Origin of the sequence: Negativicoccus succinicivorans (assembly GCF_014207605.1) — a bacterium.
Classification (GTDB): domain Bacteria; phylum Bacillota; class Negativicutes; order Veillonellales; family Negativicoccaceae; genus Negativicoccus; species Negativicoccus succinicivorans.
On the sequence record NZ_JACHHI010000002.1, the window covers coordinates 15,005 to 35,080 of the forward strand.

At 54.1% G+C, this 20,076-nt stretch carries 19 protein-coding genes; 12 read left to right on the forward strand and 7 right to left on the reverse strand.

The window, feature by feature from the left end; genetic code table 11:
• The 5 genes from HNR45_RS07220 to HNR45_RS01880 form a co-directional block, all read right to left on the reverse strand.
• Nucleotides 1-783 (reverse strand): ABC transporter permease (locus HNR45_RS07220; RefSeq protein ID WP_221417791.1); only part of this gene is annotated, 783 nt, incomplete at its 3' end.
• Nucleotides 768-1,439, reverse strand: coding sequence for an ABC transporter ATP-binding protein (locus HNR45_RS01865; RefSeq protein ID WP_034438261.1), 672 nt, complete (start codon nucleotides 1,437-1,439; stop codon nucleotides 768-770). The genes HNR45_RS01865 and HNR45_RS07220, both read right to left, overlap by 16 nt.
• Nucleotides 1,440-1,449: 10 nt before the next feature.
• Nucleotides 1,450-1,893: a hypothetical protein gene (locus HNR45_RS01870; protein ID WP_024048486.1), complete on the reverse strand. Its 444-nt coding sequence runs from the start codon at nucleotides 1,891-1,893 to the stop codon at nucleotides 1,450-1,452.
• 30 nt (nucleotides 1,894-1,923) lie between these two features.
• Entirely contained in the window at nucleotides 1,924-3,789 is a 1,866-nt protein-coding gene (locus tag HNR45_RS01875; protein WP_159823182.1) for an alkaline phosphatase, read from the reverse strand.
• 256 nt (nucleotides 3,790-4,045) lie between these two features.
• Complete coding sequence (locus HNR45_RS01880) at nucleotides 4,046-5,116, reverse strand: NAD(P)-dependent alcohol dehydrogenase (RefSeq protein ID WP_159823181.1); 1,071 nt, start codon at nucleotides 5,114-5,116, stop codon at nucleotides 4,046-4,048.
• Nucleotides 5,117-5,347: 231 nt separating this feature from the next.
• Between HNR45_RS01880 and HNR45_RS01885 the strand changes: the two genes are divergently transcribed.
• The 6 genes from HNR45_RS01885 to HNR45_RS01910 all read left to right on the forward strand — a co-directional run bounded on the left by HNR45_RS01885 (nucleotide 5,348) and on the right by HNR45_RS01910 (nucleotide 9,867).
• Nucleotides 5,348-6,040 (forward strand): MBL fold metallo-hydrolase, encoded by a 693-nt coding sequence (locus tag HNR45_RS01885; protein WP_159823180.1) that lies wholly within the window; start codon nucleotides 5,348-5,350, stop codon nucleotides 6,038-6,040.
• A 1-nt stretch (nucleotide 6,041) separates the two neighbouring features.
• On the forward strand, nucleotides 6,042-6,335 hold the full coding sequence (locus HNR45_RS01890; RefSeq protein WP_075939360.1) for a hypothetical protein: 294 nt from the start codon (nucleotides 6,042-6,044) through the stop codon (nucleotides 6,333-6,335).
• Nucleotides 6,335-7,570: a DUF445 family protein gene (locus HNR45_RS01895; RefSeq protein ID WP_159823179.1), complete on the forward strand. Its 1,236-nt coding sequence runs from the start codon at nucleotides 6,335-6,337 to the stop codon at nucleotides 7,568-7,570. Before HNR45_RS01890 ends, HNR45_RS01895 begins: the two co-directional genes overlap by 1 nt.
• The gene (locus HNR45_RS01900) at nucleotides 7,570-8,817 is read left to right on the forward strand and encodes a DUF445 family protein (RefSeq protein WP_159823178.1); all 1,248 of its coding nucleotides are present in this window, start codon (nucleotides 7,570-7,572) and stop codon (nucleotides 8,815-8,817) included. Before HNR45_RS01895 ends, HNR45_RS01900 begins: the two co-directional genes overlap by 1 nt.
• A gap of 81 nt (nucleotides 8,818-8,898) precedes the next feature.
• Nucleotides 8,899-9,345: a large-conductance mechanosensitive channel protein MscL gene (gene mscL / locus HNR45_RS01905; protein ID WP_159823177.1), complete on the forward strand. Its 447-nt coding sequence runs from the start codon at nucleotides 8,899-8,901 to the stop codon at nucleotides 9,343-9,345.
• Nucleotides 9,346-9,348: 3 nt separating this feature from the next.
• A complete protein-coding gene (locus HNR45_RS01910; protein WP_159823176.1) occupies nucleotides 9,349-9,867 on the forward strand; it encodes a cysteine hydrolase family protein in 519 nt (172 codons plus the stop codon).
• 54 nt (nucleotides 9,868-9,921) lie between these two features.
• Here HNR45_RS01910 and HNR45_RS01915 read toward each other — a convergent pair whose 3' ends face one another.
• Nucleotides 9,922-11,337 (reverse strand): alanine/glycine:cation symporter family protein, encoded by a 1,416-nt coding sequence (locus tag HNR45_RS01915; protein WP_159823175.1) that lies wholly within the window; start codon nucleotides 11,335-11,337, stop codon nucleotides 9,922-9,924.
• Nucleotides 11,338-11,682: 345 nt separating this feature from the next.
• On the opposite strand from HNR45_RS01915, the gene HNR45_RS01920 reads away from it, so the two are divergent.
• Nucleotides 11,683-12,474, forward strand: coding sequence for a formate/nitrite transporter family protein (locus tag HNR45_RS01920; protein WP_159823174.1), 792 nt, complete (start codon nucleotides 11,683-11,685; stop codon nucleotides 12,472-12,474).
• 68 nt (nucleotides 12,475-12,542) lie between these two features.
• Here the strand turns inward: HNR45_RS01920 and HNR45_RS01925 are convergent, their stop codons facing one another.
• Nucleotides 12,543-13,979, reverse strand: a complete 1,437-nt coding sequence (locus tag HNR45_RS01925) for an alanine/glycine:cation symporter family protein (protein ID WP_159823173.1) — start codon at nucleotides 13,977-13,979, stop codon at nucleotides 12,543-12,545.
• A 238-nt stretch (nucleotides 13,980-14,217) separates the two neighbouring features.
• Here HNR45_RS01925 and fumC point away from each other — a divergent pair, with 238 nt between their 5' ends.
• The 5 genes from fumC (at nucleotide 14,218) to HNR45_RS01950 (ending at nucleotide 19,962) form a co-directional block, all read left to right on the forward strand.
• On the forward strand, nucleotides 14,218-15,600 hold the full coding sequence (gene fumC, locus HNR45_RS01930) for a class II fumarate hydratase (RefSeq protein ID WP_159823172.1): 1,383 nt from the start codon (nucleotides 14,218-14,220) through the stop codon (nucleotides 15,598-15,600).
• A gap of 208 nt (nucleotides 15,601-15,808) precedes the next feature.
• Entirely contained in the window at nucleotides 15,809-16,930 is a 1,122-nt protein-coding gene (ald, locus tag HNR45_RS01935) for an alanine dehydrogenase (RefSeq protein ID WP_024047958.1), read from the forward strand.
• Nucleotides 16,931-17,031: 101 nt separating this feature from the next.
• Entirely contained in the window at nucleotides 17,032-18,480 is a 1,449-nt protein-coding gene (locus HNR45_RS01940) for a nicotinate phosphoribosyltransferase (protein WP_159823171.1), read from the forward strand.
• Between the two features lie 175 nt (nucleotides 18,481-18,655).
• On the forward strand, nucleotides 18,656-18,862 hold the full coding sequence (locus HNR45_RS01945) for a helix-turn-helix domain-containing protein (RefSeq protein WP_075939374.1): 207 nt from the start codon (nucleotides 18,656-18,658) through the stop codon (nucleotides 18,860-18,862).
• Nucleotides 18,863-19,032: 170 nt separating this feature from the next.
• Nucleotides 19,033-19,962 carry a hypothetical protein gene (locus tag HNR45_RS01950; RefSeq protein ID WP_159823170.1) on the forward strand — a complete coding sequence of 310 codons (930 nt, stop codon included), beginning with the start codon at nucleotides 19,033-19,035 and terminating at the stop codon, nucleotides 19,960-19,962.
• The last annotated feature ends 114 nt before the right edge of the window (nucleotides 19,963-20,076 follow it).

Here is a 20,076-nt window from a genome sequence, read left to right on the forward strand (position 1 = left end):
GGCAGCTTCGTGCTCATGCTCATGTTCTTCTTCGTGAACGGCAGCTTCGTGCTCATGCTCATGTTCTTCTTCGTGAACGGCAGCTTCGTGCTCATGTTCATGTCCTTCTTCGTGCGCGTCGGCGGCATGTTCGTGATCATGATCATGATGATGTTCATGCGCTATCCAGACGCTGCGGATATCCGTTAAAACGGCGTGATCGTACGGGCCTTCCACCGGCGCCAAAATGCCGACGATCGTGTAGGTTTGATCTTTGTGGACATGACCGTGCGCGGTCGCGCCGTGAATGGATTGGAATGTGTCGCCGATTTTAGCGCCCAAAAGTTTCGCGGCGCCGTCGCCGATGACCGCTTCAAAAGGCGCGTTGAAACGGCGGCCCTCTGCGACTTTCAGCCATGGTTCGCTTTGCGGCTTGACGCGATAGTCGAAAATCGTATTTTCGGTGCCGACGATGCGAAAGCCGCGCCAGTTGTCACCGAACGCCAGCGGGATCGCCTGCTTCACCAAAGGATTATTTTTTACATCCTGATAGAGATCGCCGGATATATTACCGATCGGACGGTCTTTCAAATATACCGTGTTGAGTACCAACTGGTTGGCGCTGCCTTTGGCGCCGACGATTTGTGGGAACGGTTCGGTCGCTTTCGTGAGTCCGTAATGCATGCCGAACGAAAGCGCGGCGATAAATACGGAGGAGGCGATCGCCAGCGCGATTAAAAGTGTCAGCAAAAGCGTTTGCCACGGCCGGTGGCGCAGTTCGCTCCAAGCTATTTGGCGCAGCATAGGCGGCCTCCTTCCAAACGAATCGTGCCGTCGAGCTTCGCCGCGACGTCTTTATCATGGGTCGCCACAATCAGCGTGGCGCTCGCCGCGCGCGCGCGTTGCTGTAAAAGTTCGATCACGGCCATACCCGTGGCGCGATCCAGGCTGGCGGTGGGCTCATCGGCGAAAATATAATCAGGATTTTTGATGAGCGCGCGAGCCACCGCTACGCGCTGCTGTTCTCCCATGCTGAGTTCGCGCGGCAACTGATGACCGCGTTCCGGTAAACCGACCGAGCGCAAAAGTTCTTCCGCCGCGTCGGCACGGTCGCGATCAGAGGTGCGGGCGAAAAAAGCGCCGGCCAGGATATTATCCCGCGCGCGTAACGTCGGCAATAAAGAAAAGTTTTGCATGACGTAGCCGACATGCGCCGCGCGAAATTCATCAAGTTGGGATTCACGGCAAGCCGTAAGATCCGTGCCGTCGATCTGAATGACGCCTTCCTGCGCGCGCGTTAACCCCGCCAGTAAGTGCAGTAACGTCGACTTGCCGCTGCCGCTGGGACCGACCAATGCCCATTGGCTGCAGTCACCAAGCTCCAGAGCTTCGATCGCCAACACGGTGCGTTCGTGATCGCCGTCGCGATATGATTTTTTCACATTACGTAAAGTGATCATAAATTCCTTCCTATTGCGCGTTAACGCTGTAGGCGTTAATGCGAACTAATGATACAAAGCCCGTTTCCGCGTCGACCGCCGAACCGAGTTCGAGCGAACCGCGCACCGTGATAGGCGCGTCAAAAGGCAACGCGACAACGGGTTCCTGTAATTTTACGACAACGATATTATTCGGCCAATCGGCGTCTGTCGAACAGAACGGACAAACAGACATCGGCACTTCCGTCAACACGAAAAAATTAATGGTCGGCGTTAACGGCGGGGCCATAAAGCCTGTCATCTCCACTTCCTGCCCGGCGAGACTTTGCAAATAATCGGACAAAACCAAGCCGCGAACGGTAGAGCCCGCGTACATTTGCCCAAAAGAAAGCGAAGCAGCGGCGTGAACTACTCCGCTGCTTGCTCCTAAAGCCACAACCAGAGCAAGAACGAGATGCAATAATTGACGTTGCATGGTCATGCTCCTCTCGTACTATGTTGTTTGTTACTTCGTTGCGTCAATACCCAGAGCGCGCATGATCGCAAAGAAGATTTCGGTGTTGTCCATCAGACCGTGGAACTCTTCCGAGCCCGGACCGCCGGCCATGACGACGATGTCATCCGCGGAGTGGACTTCCTGCGTTTCCTTGGTCGAAGGCAACGAACCTTCAATGTAGCGAGCGCCTTTCGGTGCGCGATACGGGTTGCCGATAATCTTGCCGTTTTCGCCGGTAATCGCCGGTGACGTCGGTTTCGCTTGGAAGCGATAGTTTTCGTAGTGATCCGGGAAGTTGGCGTATTGCAGAGCGAGCGTTACGTCAGCATCGGGATCATCCGGGTAGCCGTCGGCGTTGCGGTCCACGAATGTCGGCCAGCCGGCTTCCGCGTACGTGCGAACCGCGTCGCGACCTTTCACGCCGTCATGTTCGTGGTACGTGCCGGTCAGCGATACGCCGTGCGAGTGGTCGGCAATGACGACGATCAAGGTATCGTCGCCGTTGGCTTTCGCCCAGTCGGTGGCGTAGGCTACGGCCTGGTCCAATTCGATCGTGTCGTAGGCGGCGCGCTGCCAATCCATCGTGTGCAACTGTTTATCAATGCAGGCGCCTTCGGACATCAGGTAGAAGCCGTTCGGGTTTTTCGAGAGAATATCGATCGCTTTCGCGGTCATTTCAATCAAGTTCGGCTGATCCGGGAAGTTTTTCAGAACTTCCGGATTCTTTTTGAATTCACGATCCATGTAGACGTTCATATGGTTCATCGTGAAGAGGCCGAGCAGGGGTTTATTGTCGTTGGCCGCCAACATTTCCTGACGGTTGCCGGCGAATTGGAAACCCGCTTTTTCAAAATCGGCGATGACGTTCTGTTCGTCTTTCCGTTTTGAACCGTTGGTGGAAAGCGGCAGGAAGAACTGCGCGCCGCCGCCGAGGATGACATCCGGACGATGGTATTCGGCGAGGTAGTCGGCGGCGATCGCCGGCTGTTCCGCGCGACGACGGGTGTGGGCAGTTACCGCGGCCGGTGTCGCGTCCGTAATGGCGGCCGTGGATACGATGCCGACGCCCATATCTTTGGTGCGTTTAACAATCTCGGCAATCGTTTCGACTTTCGGATCGTCCAGCGGATCTTTGGTGCGGTTTTCATACACGCCCATCGCGTTGACGACGGATTTGTGCCCTGTATTGTAGGCCGATGCCGAGTTCGCGGAGTCGGTGACCAGCGAGTCATAACCCGACGTGGTGACAAAGGCCATGTTCGGCAAGTTTTCCATGGACAGATGACCGTTGTAGCGGCCTTCGTAAATCCCTTTGGAAAGAATGCGCGCCGCTTCTTTGATCTGCGGGCTCATGCCGTCGCCGACAAAGAGGATGACGTTTTTCGCTTTTTTCTTCGCCTTTTCATCGACTACTTTGTAGTTGATTTGGCGTTTGAGCGCGCCTTTGGAAGTATTGGCGGCGACAGCGATGTCGATTTCGCCGCGCGCTTTGAAGCTGACGTTGTCGATCCGGTACGACGTGTAGTCGTCATGTACCGTAATCACCGGCTTTTTGCCGAAGTATTTAGCGGCGTCTTTGCCGTTGACGGTGATGTTTAACGCCGTCGGATTATTGCCGTTGACTTCGACTTCAAAGTCAAAGCGTTGCCCCTTTAAAAACTTCGCCTGATCGATCGGCATGATCGCGATTCCCGTGCGGGCCGCGCTGCGGGATGCGAGCTTTTGACCGTGCTGCCAGTCCGCTTTGGCCTGCTGCGACATGTAAGTCGGCATCGGTTGGGATGCGAAACTTACGTCGGCGGGCATCGCCAACGAGAAAATTCCCGCGGCCAGGAACAGGCGCAAGGTGCATTTGGTAATACTGCGTGAGTTCATAGTAACCTCCCCTTAATGGAAAATCCATTTTAGCTAAACGTATAATAGCAATCTGTCACCAAAATACGGTAAATTTTTCGCCGTTTCTGTGTAAACCTGAATGAGTATTCAAAAATGTTTTGTTTTCGCCGGAGACAGCGCGAATTTCCGCAATGATTTACGCAAGGGGAGAACAGCATTAACCAAAAAATGTATTGTTTTGTAAAATCCGCGTAAGCAAAAAGGCAGTCCGAGGACTGCCTTTTATGTTTGTTTTTTATTTAGCGTCTTCGTCGATCAAAACGACGGGCTTAATCAAGTCTTTCGGCTTGTCGTGCATCAACTCAAGCGCTTCCGGCAAATGTTCCATGCCGTGGAATACGTGAGTGACGAGCTCGGCGATGCGTAAGCGTCCCGATTCGACCATGTCCAAAAGCTGTTCCATGCGCAGACGACCGCCCGGCGTGAGACCGCCGCGGATCTGTTTGTGCGCCATGCCGGCGCCCCACGCTTCGCGCGGGATTTCGAGATAATCAGCGCCGCTGTAGTAGTTGACGGTGCTGACGATGCCGCCCGGTTTGACCATTTCAATCGCCTGACCAAGCGTTTTCGTTGTGCCGCCCGCGATGATGACGCGATCGACGCCTTCGCCGTTCGTTAATTTGAGGATCTGTTCGGCGATCGGACCTTCTTTATAGTTCACGATGGTGTTGGCGCCGAACGCTTGCGCCACTTTGACCGAAATGGGACGCGAACCGACGGCGTAGATGTGACCGGCACCGCGCAACGCGGCACCCTGCAGGGCCATCAAACCGACGGCGCCGATGCCGATGACAGCGACGGAATGACCGAAACCGATATCGGCGAGTTCCGCGCCGTGCAGACCGGTAGTGGCCATGTCGCAGAGCATGACGGCGTGTTCCGGAGCGAGCCAATCCGGCAAGAGAGCGAGGTTGGCGTCCGCGTCGTTCACGTGGAAAACGTCGGCGAAAACGCCGTCTTTAAAGTTGGAGAATTTCCAACCGGCGAGCATACCGCCCGAATGCATCGGGAACCCCGCCTGCGAGCGTTCCGCGCCCCAGTCCGGAGTAATCGCGGGCACGATGACGCGGTCGCCCGGCTTAAAGTCCTTGACCTCCGCGCCGACTTCGACGATTACGCCGACCGCTTCGTGACCTAAAATCATGTCATGGCGATCCCCCAGCGCGCCTTCGTAAACGGTGTGAATATCCGATGTGCAAGGCGATACCGCTAACGGCCGTACCAACGCGTCTTTGGCGCAGAGCGCGGGACGATCTTTTTCGGTAAAGCCGACTTCGTTCGGGGCAAGCATTGCAAAACCTTTCATGAAAAATCCTCCTTATGTGAACAAAATTCTCCTACAAGAGTACTCTTATTCTATCACAATATATTTTATTTATCATCTGTTGCGTGCGATAGATAGAAAGTACGATGAGGTTGCTGTGTTATAATAAATAGAAAAATAAAGTGATATCGCAGGCGGCCGTGGTTTACGCGGCGCGGTGCGGTGCTTTTCCGCATCCGCGAGAACGCTTGGCGGTCCACTATGGAGAATGGAATGAATATTTATTTATTGGCCCACAGCGGCGTCGCGCTGGAAACGGACGACCGCGTGTTGGTGTTTGATCCCTGGCAAGATCCCGAAAACCATTTGAAAAGGTTGGCGCGGACGGAAAAACCTTTGTATTTTTTTGTCACGCATGCGCACGGCGATCATTTCGCACCGCGCTACGGGAAAGAATACGGCGAACGCGCGGCCCGTTTCGTGCTGGAAAACGATTGCCGCGATGCGGCGTATCCCGCGGCGAAAACGGATTATGTCGGCGCGGGCGATACGTTGACGCTCGATGATATGACGATCCGCGTGTACGGCTCGACGGACGCGGGCGCGTCGTACCATGTGAGTTGGCCGGAACTGAGCGTGTTTCACGCGGGCGATTTGAACTGGTGGCATTGGACCGGCGATACGGACGCGGCGAATCGGGACATGCGCGCGCTTTTCTTCCGCGAACTTGCGCCCGCGGTCGAACATGGCGCGGATATTGTTTTCTTCCCGGTCGATGATCGCCAAGGTCCGGCGCAGGAATGGGGCGTCATTGAATATTTGCAAAAGCAGACGCCGGCGCGTTTATTGGTGCCGATCCATCGCAACGGCGCGCCGTGGCAACCGTCACTGTATTTTTCCTGGCGTTTTGCCGATGTCGCGGTCTGGACGGGTCTCACCGACGGCGATGTGCGTAAAGGAGTGTAAGATGACAAACAGTTGGTTATATATTCTGGTCGTCATGCTGGCCGGAAGTTTTATTATTCATATGTACCCGACGCTGGTCGTGGCGATCGGCGTCAACGTGGGTATTTTTATCGCGAGCTATTTTATTTTGCGGCGCGATCCGCGCGTGGATATGCGGGCGGGCATGCTGTTTATTTTCGGTTTGACGGTGATTAATATTTTGGCGGCGCTCGGCTGGATGTCGAGCATGATGGCCAACCTCGCCTTTATCGCGCTCTTTATCTGGTCGATGGCGGGCGGCGGCAGGAGTCGTTGATGACGCGTCGAAGGATCGCGACGGGCACGCTTTTGTTGTGTGCTGTCATCGTGCTTTCCTGCTACCCCGCGCGATTTACGTTTTGGGGCGGTTTTGGCGTGCATACGGCACTGGCGGCATTAGTGGGCGGTCTGGCGGATTGGTACGCCGTGACCGCCCTTTTTCGTCGTCCTCTGGGGATTCCGTGGCAAACGGAGTGGTTGCCGCGCAGCCGAGAAAAAATCATGACGATGGCGGGCACGATGGTTAAAGATGAATTGTTGACGCCGCGTCATCTCTATCGGGCGCTGAAGGCGCATTCTCCGTTGCCGTACCTGCTCACGCTTTGGGAACGCGATACGGAACGCTTTGTTCGGGCGCTTACAACGCTTTTTGAAACCCTTCCCGACGGCCTTTCGCCGGATCTTTTGCAGCATGAATGGGAGCCGCTGCGTAAGCGGATTTTGACCGCGCAATGGCCGGCGGATGTCGCGGCGGAAGCGTTATTGCTCTGGCAAAAGGAAGGCAATGCGAGCGGTCGCGAACGATTGGCGCAATGGTTGCAGTCGCGCATTAACGCGGCGCCGACGGCGGAATTTTTAACCGCGCAATACGAGCAATTCATGACGCTTTTGGCGGCGAAACATCCCGTGCGCGCGAAACTTTGGCAGGAAGCGTTGCGCACGCAGGGAGAAACGCCGAGTACTGTCGGCGTCTTCTTGCAGGAACGACTGGCCCGCGCCGCGGCGGATTTGGCTCAGCCGATGACGACGATCGGCGCGGCGTTTGACGACATGGTGACGATGGCGGTCACGCGCCTGCAAAATGATCGGCGTTTGCGTCAGCAAATTACGGACGCGGTCGCGCCGCTTTTGGCGACCAACATACCGACGGACAGTCAGGTTGTATTTGATCTGATTGTTACGCCGAAGCGTCGTCACGCGTTTGCGCAGACGCTCGCGACATTGGCGGTACGATGGCTCACCGCGGCGCGGCAGGATCCGGCGCGGATTCGTAAGTTGGAGCGGCTGCTCTTTGTGACGCTTGCCAAAATGTTGCCGCTGGTGCAGCCGTATTTCGGGACATGGGCGCAGGCGGCGTTGGCGCCGTACAGCGCGCGCGAACTCTCCGACTTGATCGAAGCCAAAGTCAGTGACGATTTACAGATGATTCGACTCAACGGCACGCTGATCGGCGGCGTGCTGGGCGCGGTTTTCTATGTGCTCGGGCACGCGATGTTGGGAGGCGGGTTCTGATGCGCACATGGCAACTGGCCCAACGTTTTTTGTGGGGGAGTGTCCTCTTTTTCGCCGCGGCGTTTGCTTTATTCGCATGGACGCGGCAATGGTGGAGCGAATGGCTTTACTATATCGCGCAAGCGGCGCTGATCGGCAGCGTCGCGGATTGGTTCGCGGTCATGGCGCTTTTCACGAAACCGCTCGGCATACCGTTTCACACGGCATTGATCCCGCGACAACGGGAAAAATTAATTCGCGGCTTGCGGCAATTGCTGGAAGAAAAATTGCTGCGGCGTGAACTTTGGGAAGCGGAACTCAATCAATGGCAACCGACGAACTACCTCGCGCAGTGGTGGCGCGATCCGGAACATCGCCGTGCCTTTTGGGAGTGTACGCGCAGAAATGTTGAGCAGCGCTTGCCGTCGCCGCAACCGGAGGAATGGGCGCGCACGCTTGCCGCTTGGACGCGACAGGTGCTCGGAACGGTACCGATGGCCGCCACGGCGCTTGCGGAAGTATCGCAAGAGGACGCCGAAAATGTAGTTTGGCAACCCTTGCGCAAGCGTTTGTTACAGACCGTCGGGACGCCCGCGTTCGCCGCACGGCTGGCAAGTGAAATGCGTCGGCTGGCGCGCGCGGAAACAGAGGGCGTGACGAAGTGGGTACGCATCGTCGGTGAAGCGACGGGCATGGTCGATTACGACGCGCTGGCGCAAACCTTACAGACATTATTGCAGGAGGAATTGAGAAAACGGGACACGATGCCGCCGGCGGTCTTGCGCTATTGGTCGCAGTGGCGAACCGAATGGCAAACGCCCGCGCACGCGAACGATTTACTGTTGTGGCAGCGCCAGGCGGCGGCGCTGCTGCCGCTCGAGAAGTGGTGGGAAGTCATCGGGGACGATTTCGCCGAAAAATATCTCACGCCGAGTGCGTACGGATCACGCTTTTCACAAGTGGTGGCGGATGCGGTTTTGCACGGCATCGACCGTTTCTTCGCCGACGCGGAGCAGCGCTCCCGACTCGATCGCGCGCTGCGCGGTTATTTCGCGGAATGGTTGGCGCGCGAACACGGCCGTCTCGGCGAGGTGGCGGAACAGGTGCTCAGCGTTTACGATGAGAAGATGCTGAATCGTTTTATTTTCACTAAAGTGGCCGATGAATTGGCGAAGATACGCATCAACGGCGCGTACGTCGGCGCGGTCATCGGCGCGCTGGCATGGCTGGCGCTGACCGGTTACGGCGCACTTTTGGAATATTTATAAAATTCGATTGAAAAGATTTCATCGGTACTCTACAATAGGAACATATGATCCTTTTTCATTCGCTTCAAAGGAGGAGCTTTTATGTGGGATGATTTTAAAAAATTTATCATGCGCGGTAACGTTATCGACATGGCCGTCGGTATCATTATCGGCGGCGCATTCGGTAAAATCGTCAGTTCGTTCGTCAACGATATTGTGATGCCGCCGATCGGAGTGCTTTTGGCCGGCGTCGATTTCAAGGACCTGTATATGAACTTGTCGAAGACCCATTACGCATCGCTCGCGGACGCGGAAGCCGCCGGCGCGCCGGTAGTTAAGTACGGCCTTTTTATCAATAACTGCATTGATTTTCTGATTATCGCGTTGGTCATTTTCCTGGTCTTGCGCGCGTTGATGAAATTAAAAAAACCGGAAGTGGTCGAAGAGACGGAAAAAGAATGTCCGTTCTGCAAAACGAAGATCGCGATCGCCGCGACTCGTTGCCCGCACTGCACATCGCAGCTGAATGAATCTACGGAGGTGCGTTAAGAGATGAGTAAAGCGCTGATTGTGATCGATATGCTGGAAGATTTTATCGCGCCGGACGGCAAATTGACTTGCGGACCGGCAGGACAGACGATTGTGCCCGCGTTGCAGGCGGAAATCGCGGCGGCGCGCAAAGAGGGCACGCCCGTCATTTATCTGTGCGATAATCACCGGGAAGATGATCCGGAGTTTGAAATGTTTCCGCCGCATTGCGTGGCGGGTACGCCGGGCGCGGAAATCATCGCGGAACTGGCGCCGCAAGCGGACGATATCGTTTTGCCGAAACGCCGTTACAGCGGCTTTTTCGGCACGAGTTTGGACCTTTGCCTGCGGGAACGCGGCGTGACCGAGCTCACGCTGAGCGGCGTCTGCACCAATATCTGCGTCTTTTTCACCGCCGCCGACGCGCGTAACTTCGGCTATGAGGTGCGCGTGCCGAAACATTTGGTCGCAAGCTTCGATGCCGAGGCGCACGCCTTTGCTCTGCGTCAAATGGAATCCGTTTTGGGTTGCCGTGTAGAATAAAATACGCAATAAAAAAGCACTCCGCGGAGTGCTTTTTTTATTGTATTCAGAAGTTTACACGTTGTCGTAATCGTACAGCGGCAGACCGTCTTGACGTTTTTCATCGTAATCGCGCAACACGGCTTTGATTTCCTTATGCAAAAGAATCAGCGCGATCAAGTTCGGGATGACCATGATGCCGTTGAACATGTCGCTCATATCCCAAACGAGTTCGACCTTGCCCAGCGTACCGAGCACGATAAAAGCGAGCACGAGCACGCGGTAAACATTCAGAGCCGCGGGCGAACGGAAAAGGAAACGAATATTCGACTCGCCGAAGTAGTACCAGCCGATGACCGTGGTGAAGGCGAAAAACGTGAGGCAAATCGCGATGATCATCGGACCGATTTCGCCGAACGCGGTGTGAAACGCTTCCTGCGTGACGAGCGCGCCGCTGAGACCGAGTTGATCCGCGCCGGTCAAAAGAATAATCAGCGCGGTCGAAGTGCAGACCAGCATGGTATCGACAAAGACGCCGATGAACGCGGTAAAACCTTGCAACACCGGATGCGCGACGAGCGCGGTCGCATGCGCGTGCGGCGTAGAACCCATGCCGGCTTCGTTCGAAAAGAGGCCGCGGGCGACGCCGAAGCGAATCGCTTCTTTCATCGTGATACCCAAGACGCCGCCGCCGAGCGCTTGCGGATTGAATGCGCCCATCACGATATGTTGAATCATCGGCAAGATTTCTCCCGCGTAGAGGAACAGAATGGACAGCGCGCACAAAATATAAATCACCGCCATCAACGGCACGATGAGCTGCGCGAAATGCGCGATCCGATGAATGCCGCCGATGAAGATTAAGCCCGCGAAGATCGCGATCACGACGCCGATCATCAGCGGGTCCAGACCGAACGCGTTGTTGACGGCGCCCGCGATCGAATTGGACTGCACCATGATGCCGATAAAGCCGAGCGCGATGATAATCGAAACGGCGAAGAAACCAGCGAGAAATTTCGCCCACCCTTTGCCGATGACAGGCGCTAAACCGCGCGAGATGTAAAACGCGGGTCCGCCGATAAATTTACCCGCCACTTCCACGCGATATTTTTGCGCTAAAATCGCTTCGGCGAAGATCGTGCCCATGCCGAACAGCGCGGATACCCACATCCAGAAAATCGCGCCCGGGCCGCCCGCCATAATCGCGGTCGCGACACCGGCGACGTTGCCCGTGCCGACCTGGGCGGAAATGGCTACCGCCAGCGCTTGGAAAGAGGAGATCGTACGACCGTCGCGATCGGTGTGCTGCTCTTTATACAAGCGACCGAATACCTGCCGCACGGCCGGACCGAAACGACGGAACTGCGGCGCGCCGAGATACACGGTAAAAAACAGACCGACGCCGACCAGCGCGTACATCAGTACGGAACCCCATAAAATTTCGTTGACAGATGCCACGAATTGGGACCACAGCCCCAAAAGCTCAGCCATAATATCTCCTCCACAAAAACAATTGACCGTGTTAAAAATACAAATAAATTGGATTAAGTGTACCACGATCATTAAAAAATGGCAAGGAGAAAATAATTTATTTTACAAAATAAGTATCGACAGTGTTTTTCATCCTTCCGCGCCTTGTTTATTTCATGTGATTCGGCGTTGCTCTGCACAGGAAAAACACGCCTCAAAAAACACGTCGCGGATGACCGACAGCTTTTTGCAAAGTCTTTTTTGCGCGCTCGGCACATGAAAATAAAATTTGCCAAAATAAAAATAACCCTATATACTTTCACCATATTCCGGAACAATGGAGTGCAACAGTAAAGGGGTGATACAATGCGCGTCAGTCAATTCAATGAAAAAGTCGCCGGAGCTTGCGGGAAAAAAGCCGTCCTTATGGACAAGAGTCCGGCCCGGTACATGGTTCGATCCGCGTTTGCCGGGGGATTTTTAACGTTGACTTCCTTGGCGGGTTTTGCCATGGGTGATGTGTTTAATACGCTTCATCCCACCTTGGGAAGATTTATTTTTCCCTTCGTCTTTTGTTGGGGATTGATTTATATTTTATTTTTGAACGGAGAGCTTATCACCTCCAATATGATGTACTTGACGGCGGGTCTCTATCGTCAATGGATCGCGCCTCGCAAGGCGCTTAAAATGGTGATTTTGTGCACTGTGGGCAATATTGTCGGCGCGTATTTTGTCGCGTGGCTCGCTTCCTACACGTCGGCGCTGCAAGTGTACGACGTGACGGGCATGGCGGCGACCATGGTCGGAGGAAAACTCGCGAAATCCGGCATGGAAATCATCTTCGCGGGAACCTTGGCCAATCTTTTTGTCAATATTGCTATCTTGTCCTGGCTATTTATTGAGAACCAGGCGGCGCGCATGGCCACCGTCATGTCCGCCATTATCATGTTTGCATACTTGGGATTTGAACACGTGGTCGCCAACTTCGGTTCGTTTGCGCTGCTGTACTTTTCGCCTGCCACGACCGCGGGATTTACCTTAGGCAATATTTTGCGGCAGTGGGGACTGGCCTATCTTGGAAACTATATCGGCGGCGGACTGCTGATCGGCCTCGTCTACGCCTGGCTCAATCGCGGCGCGGATGAATATGTGGATTAATTTGTGAGCGGAAAAGTCACACTGCTTGTCAAAAAAGAAATAAAAACGCCCCGTACGGGGCGTTTTTATTATGCGACGCTGTCATAGTCATAGAGAGGGATGCCGTCCTGCCGTTTTTTGTCGTAATCGCGCAAGATGCCTTTGACTTCTTTATGCAGGATGATGAGGGCGATTAAGTTCGGAAGGACCATAATGCCGTTGAACATGTCAATCATGCTCCAGATCAGGTCGACCGTGCCGAGCGTGCCGAGCACGATGAAAACCAGGACCAGCGCCCGATACGTGTAAAGAACGGCGTTTGATTTAAATAAATAGCGGACGTTTGATTCGCCGAAATAATACCAGCCGATGACGGTCGTAAAGGCGAAGAATGTGAGGCAGATCGCGATGATTTTCGGTCCGATGGCGCCGAACGCGATGTGAAATGCTTCTTGCGTGACCATCGCGCCGTCTAAACCGAGCTGATCCGCGCCCGTAAGTAAAATAATTAAAGCGGTCGAGGTGCACACCAGGATGGTGTCCACGAAGACGCCGATGAATGCGGTGAAGCCTTGCAGCACCGGGTGAGCGACCAGCGCCGTCGCGTGCGCGTGCGGCGTCGTGCCCATGCCGGCTTCGTTCGAAAAGAGGCCGCGGGCGACGCCGAAGCGAACGGCTTCTTTCATGGTGACGCCGAGTAAACCGCCGCCCAATGCCTGCGGATTAAACGCGCCGATAACGATGTGTTGAATCATCGGCAGAATGTGCTCGGCGAACAGGAACAGGATGACGACCGCGCAGAGAATGTACACTGCCGCCATTATCGGTACGATCAGTTGCGCGAAACGCGCGATCCGATGAATGCCGCCGATGAAAATCGCGCCCGCGAACAGAGCGATGAGTACGCCGCACACGACCGGCGAAATACCGAACGCGTTGTTCACGGCGGTGGCAATCGAGTTCGACTGCACCATGCTGCCGATAAAGCCTACGGAGATAATAACAATGACCGCGAAGATACCGGCGAATATTTTGGCGTTTGTTCGGCCGATGTAGCTTTGCAGGCCGCGCGAGATGTAAAATGCCGGACCGCCGATAAATTTACCGGCGACTTCCACGCGATACTTTTGTGCCAAAACCGCTTCGGCGAAAATCGTACTCATGCCGAAGAGCGCCGACAGCCACATCCAGAAAATCGCGCCGGGACCGCCCGCCATGATGGCGGTCGCAACGCCCGCGACGTTACCGGTGCCGACTTGGGCGGAAATCGCGACGGCCAGCGCTTGGAACGAGGAGATGGATTTGCCGTCGCGATCGGTATGTTGATATTTATACAGTTTACCGAAGACCTGACGCACCGCCGGTCCGAAGCGGATAAATTGCGGCGCGCCGAGATATATCGTAAAAAATAATCCCACGGCGACTAAACCGTACATGAGAACGGAGCCCCACAGTACCTCGTTGACAGCGGCAACGAATTGGGACCAATACGTGAGAAAATCGGATAAAAAGTGCTCTGTCGTCATGTGCTCGTCTCCTTGAAAATACATATGTATAAATCGAATTCATCTTATCACAAAAGCGCATACACGACAATAAAATATCAAACGAATTTTATATTTTTAAAAAATTTGCGAAAAAAATACTTTATGCGTACAATTAAGCCAAATCTGAAAATTTGGTGGTGAGGATCATGCGCGCCCGACCGCGTCATTACGCAGACGGGGTAGCGTCGGTGCGGCATGGCCAAAGGGAGGGAAAGGCGTGGCTTATCGAGTAGAGCATGACACCATGGGAGAAGTGCGAGTTCCCGCGGAACGGAAATGGGGCGCGCAAACCGAGCGTTCGTTTGAAAATTTCAAAATCGGTCAGCAAATGCCGCAGGAAATTATTCGGGCGTTTGCGGTATTGAAAAAATGCGCGGCGAAAGTGAACGCGGATCTCGGTAAATTGGACGCGAAGAAAGCGGACGTTATCGAAACCGTGTGCGATGAAATTTTAGCGGGTCAATGGCCCGATGAATTTCCGCTGGTCGTGTACCAGACAGGTTCCGGTACGCAATCCAACATGAATGTGAACGAAGTAATCGCGCATATCGCCAATGAAAAATTGGCCGCGGAAGGCAATTCGCTACGGATTCATCCGAATGATGACGTGAACAGTTCGCAGTCCTCGAACGACACGTTCCCGACCGCGATGCATATCGCCGCCGTTGTGGCACTGCACGAAAAATTGTATCCGGCGCTGGCGGAGCTGCACCGCATTTTAGAGCAAAAGAGTAAAGATTTCATGGACATTGTCAAAATCGGCCGCACGCATTTGCAAGACGCGACGCCCTTGACATTGGGCCAGGAAATTTCCGGTTGGGCGGCGATGCTGGAAGCTGCGGAAAAAATGATCAAGGAAAGCGAAGCGCATCTCTACCCCCTCGCGTTGGGCGGCACCGCCGTCGGCACGGGCCTCAATGCGCCGAAGGGGTTCGCGGAAGGCGTGGCGAAAGAAATCGCGCGCGCGACGGGCTATGATTTCGTTTCGTCCACCAATAAATTCCACGCGCTGACCGCTCATGATCAATTCGTGTACAGCCACGGCGCTTTGGAAGCGCTCGCGATGAACGCATTCAAAATCGCCAACGACGTGCGGTTGGCGGCGTGCGGACCGCGCGCCGGGTTGGCGGAAATCACGATTCCGGAAAATGAACCGGGCTCGTCGATCATGCCGGGTAAAGTGAATCCGACGCAATGCGAAGCGCTTACGATGGTGGCCTGCCGCGTTCACGGCAACAGCGCTACGATCGCGCTGGCCTCGGCGCATGGTCAGTTTGAGTTGAACGTGTATAAACCGGTACTCGTCGACGCGTATCTCGAATCCGTGCGTCTGCTGGGAGAAGCCTTGCATTCGTTTGCGGTTCATTGCGCGGAAGGTTTGGAACCAGATCGCGAACGCATTGCGAAAAACGTGCAAAACTCGCTCATGCTCGTCACGGCGCTCGCGCCGAAAATCGGTTATGAAAAAGCCGCGGAGATCGCCAAAAAAGCGCATCATGAAGGAACCGACCTCAAGAGCGCCGCGCTCGACCTCGGCTATGTCATCGCGGAAGAGTACGACGAGATCGTCGTTCCCGCCGATATGGTGCATCCGAAATAAACATCTGCAAAAAGCCGCCGCGGCGGCTTTTTGTTTTGGCAAAATAGAGTATGCTGTTTTTATGGTATGCATTTTTATTATATGTATCGCATCGCATGCGAATTTAGAAAATACTTGAAAAATAGTGTTGTCATGTTGTTTGCGCGTGCGGAATAGTGGTATAATAATTTTGTTAATAGCATACTCTATTTCATTAGGAGGTTACAACATGCGTATTGGTGTAGCAAAAGAAATCAAAAATAACGAATTTCGTGTAGGTCTTACCCCGGCCGGCGCGCACGCGTTAGTAGAAGCGGGACATGAAGTATTCGTCGAAAAAGGAGCCGGTCTCGGTTCGTTCATTGAAGACAGCGAATACGAAGCGGTCGGCGCTAAAATCGTCGCGGATAAAAAGAAACTGTTCGACGATTCCGAAATGATTATTAAAGTAAAAGAACCGATCGCGGAAGAATACGATCTCTTCCACGAAGGTCAGATCTTGTACACGTACCTGCACTTGGCGGCGGAACCGGCATTGACCGAAGCGCTGTTGAAACATAAAGTCATCAGCATCGCGTATGAAACGGTTCTCGGTCGTGACGGTCGCAGCTTGCCGCTCTTGCAGCCGATGAGTGAAGTCGCGGGTCGTATGTCGATCCAGGTAGCGGCTCATTTCCTCGAAAAAATCAACGGCGGCAAAGGTAAATTAATGGGCGGCGTTGCCGGCGTACAACCGGCCAAAGTCACCATCGTCGGTGGCGGCACGGTAGGTACGAACGCGGCGAAAATGGCGGTCGGCATGGGCGCGATCGTCACCGTTATTGATAACAACCTCGACCGTTTGCGTCAGTTGGATGACATCTTCGGCGCTCGCGTACATACGCTCGCGTCGAACCCGCTCAACATTGCGCAGTCCGTTAAAGAAGCGGACGTCGTTATCGGTTCGGTATTGATTCCGGGTGCGAAAACACCGCAGCTCATCACCACTGAAATGGTCAAAGAAATGAGCCCGGGTTCGGTCATCGTCGACGTGGCGATCGACCAGGGCGGCGCGGTTCAATCGGTTGACGGCCCGACCACGCACGATGATCCGGTCCGCATGAAATTCGGCGTGGTTCACTACTCGGTTGCAAACATGCCGGGCGCGGTAGCCAACACCTCAACCTACGCGTTGACGAACGCGACGCTGCCGTATGCGATCGCGATTGCCAACAAAGGTTGGAAACAGGCGCTCAAAGACGACAAGGGTCTGGCGAACGGTTTGAACACGTTGGACGGATACGTTACGTTCAAAGGCGTAGCGGAAGCGCTCAACAAAGAATGCAAAGACGTCAACGATCTTTTGAAATAAAAAGCGCATAAAAAATCCCCTTGCATAAGGGGATTTTTTTTACTTCCATTTTGTGAAATCGGACACAGACGGTTATAATAAGTGAAACATCTGGAGGGGATATGATGAATACAGGCTTGGTCACTGATTTTTATCAATTGACAATGGCGCAGGGACTTTGGCGCATCGGCGCGCATGATGTGCCCTGCGTATTTGATCGCACGTATCGCAACAATCCGTTTGGTGGCGGGTACACCGTCGTCGCGGGTCTGGAACACCTGGTCGATTTCATTCAAAATTTCCGGTACGGCGAAAGCGAAATCGCGTACTTACGTTCGTTACATACCTTTGACGAAGGCTTTTTACAATGGCTCGCCGATTTTCGCTTTACGGGAGACATTTACGCGATGACCGAAGGCACGATCGCGTTCCCCGGCGAAGTGCTGCTGCGAATGGAAGCCCCGAAAGCGCAAGCGCTGTTGATCGAAACGGGTCTGACGATGATCATGAATCACGAATCATTGATCGCGACCAAAGCGCGCCGCGTGCGTTCGGTAGCGGGCGATGACTTCTTGATGGAATTCGGCTTGCGGCGGGCGCAGGGCGAATCCGCCGGACATTATGGCGCGCGCGCGTCCATTGTCGGCGGCTTCAACGCGACGAGTAACGTCGAAGCGGCGCGACGTTTCGGTTTGTTGGCAGTCGGTACGATGGCGCACAGCTGGATCATGAGCTTTCCCGACGAACTTACCGCGTTTCGCGAGTACGCGCGGCAGTACGATAACGCGACGCTGCTCGCCGATACGTACAACACGCTCGAGTCGGGCGTTCCGAATGCTATCACTGTTTTTAAAGAATTGCAGGAAGCCAACCGCTTACCGGAAAAATACGGTATCCGTCTGGACAGCGGCGACATCGCCTACCTCTCTCGCAAGGCGCGTGAAATGCTCGATGCGGCGGGATTTACCACGGCCGGTATTACGGCATCGAACGACATTGATGAACACACCGTGCTGAGTTTGAAACAGCAGGGAGCGGCGATCAACTCTTGGGGCATCGGCACCAAGATTATTACCGCGGACGGCACCTCGGCGTTGGGCGGCATTTATAAATTGGCGGGACAGGAAGAAAACGGCGTATTGATTCCGAAGATGAAATTCTCGGATCAGCCGGAAAAAATGACAGATCCGGGGCGCAAGGAAGTGTTCCGCATTTCTCATCGCGACAGCGGGAAATTGATCACCGACGTGTTGACGCTGGCGGATGAAGACATTTCCCCGGCGGAGGACTACGAACTGATCACGTACGAATATCCGTGGCGGCGCAAAAAATTGGCGGCGAATTCGTTTGACGTGCGTCGCATGCTGGAGCCGATCATGCAAGGCGGCGAACTCGTGTACGAACTGCCGAGCCTTGATGCGATCAAGACGTATGCCGACGCGCAATTCAAGCAACTTTGGCCGGAATATACGCGCTTGGACAGCCCCGAGATACTTGAAATTAACCGTTCACCGAAATTGCAGCAATTGAAAGAGAAATTGATTCACGAACAGGTCGACAGCCTACACTGAAAAAAGCGTTGCCGCGCGGCAACGCTTTTTTCGTTCGCGAAATCTTAAAATTCTGTATGATGAAGACAAAATAATAGACCTTTGACATAATGGGCATGCAAATATGGATCTTTATTGTACAAATAATAACTCCTGCTATGTTAATCATGGCATTGTATGAATGGAGGAGAAAATAATGAAGCTTGATGATGTGATGGGCTTGGGTGAAGCCGCCGAACGTTGGAATATGGCGCGTATCACGTTAAAAAAAGCCTGCGCAGGACAAAACGGAAACGCGCCGCGCTTTATTGTGGGAGAAGAGTGTAAAAAATCGGGCGGAATATGGCTTGTTACGCGCGCCGGTATGGAACGTTTATACGGAGAAGAGGAAAACTCGCTTTGAAAGGCTGAGTATTAATAAAAAGAGTTGGAAAACACCGGCTCTTTTTATTAATACTCGTATTGAAATAATCTCCCCAAATTTTTCCCGAGCGATATTTTCTCATGGAAAGCGCCTGTTTGTGGGGTTCTTTATGATCTTTATTGTATAATGAAAGGAAAAGGAGGCAATGCATGGCAAAGCATTTGACATATCTTACCGCGGCATTACTCGCGGCCTTGGCGGTCACGACAAACGTGAGTTACGCGGCGGCGCCTGTCGTCGCGAGTGAACCCGCGGCGCTTACGACCGCGACCGAAAACGCGCCGGCGCAGACCGTCTGGCAGGCCGCTTGGCAGGCGCAGCGACCGCAAGTCGTAACGCGCAAGCAGGAAATGAAAAAAACCTATTTTCAATCGACTTGGCGGGGACCCGACGCAGGTAAAGAATTGGCTCGCGCGCTGGCGGAATATGCCGATAGCGGCTTGTTGCCGCCGCAGCAATATATGACGACGGCGCAACGCGAAACATTTTTGCAAAATGCCGATGTATTTCAAGCCGCATTTGTCGACGGCAACGTGGCGGATGTACTTATGATGCGCATGACGACTGCGGAGTTTCAGCGGGCGTTGGGGAAACGGTCTGCGCAGGCTTTGCGCGACGGCTTGGGACCGGCGCCGAGCGCAGCCGCGAAGCAGGTGCTCGCGACGCTTATGCCAAGTCGCGCCGACGTGCAAAAACAACTGGATCGCGCGGTGCGACGCCTCGATGAACGGTTGACGGAGGACATTTTTGTCGCCAGGCTCATGCAGGTCCGAGCCGAAGGAAAAATATTGCAAATGCGCGCCGATTTCGCGCCGATTATGGATGTAAAAATCACGGCGTATACGCCGTTGACGCGCCGTTTGGCAAACGGTCAGCCGTATTGGGAGCAAAGCGCACGCTACCGTGAGCGGGTGATCACGAAACCGGGCGAGCCGCCGATGGAAGCGGTCGTGACATGTATTGTGCAACTGTTTCCGCGAGAAGACGGCTGGGATATCGCGTATACGCTCATTGATGGCGACAGTAAGGAAAAATCAACGCAAACAAGTAAACGGATCGGTGTGCTTTTAATTTTTTGACGTTCTCGTTGTATGCATTATATTTGCGACGTGAAAAGCGATAGAGTATGATGAAAGCGCTAAAAGACGGATAGTATGCAGGGGTTGATTATCCTGCAAAACGAAATTAAATTA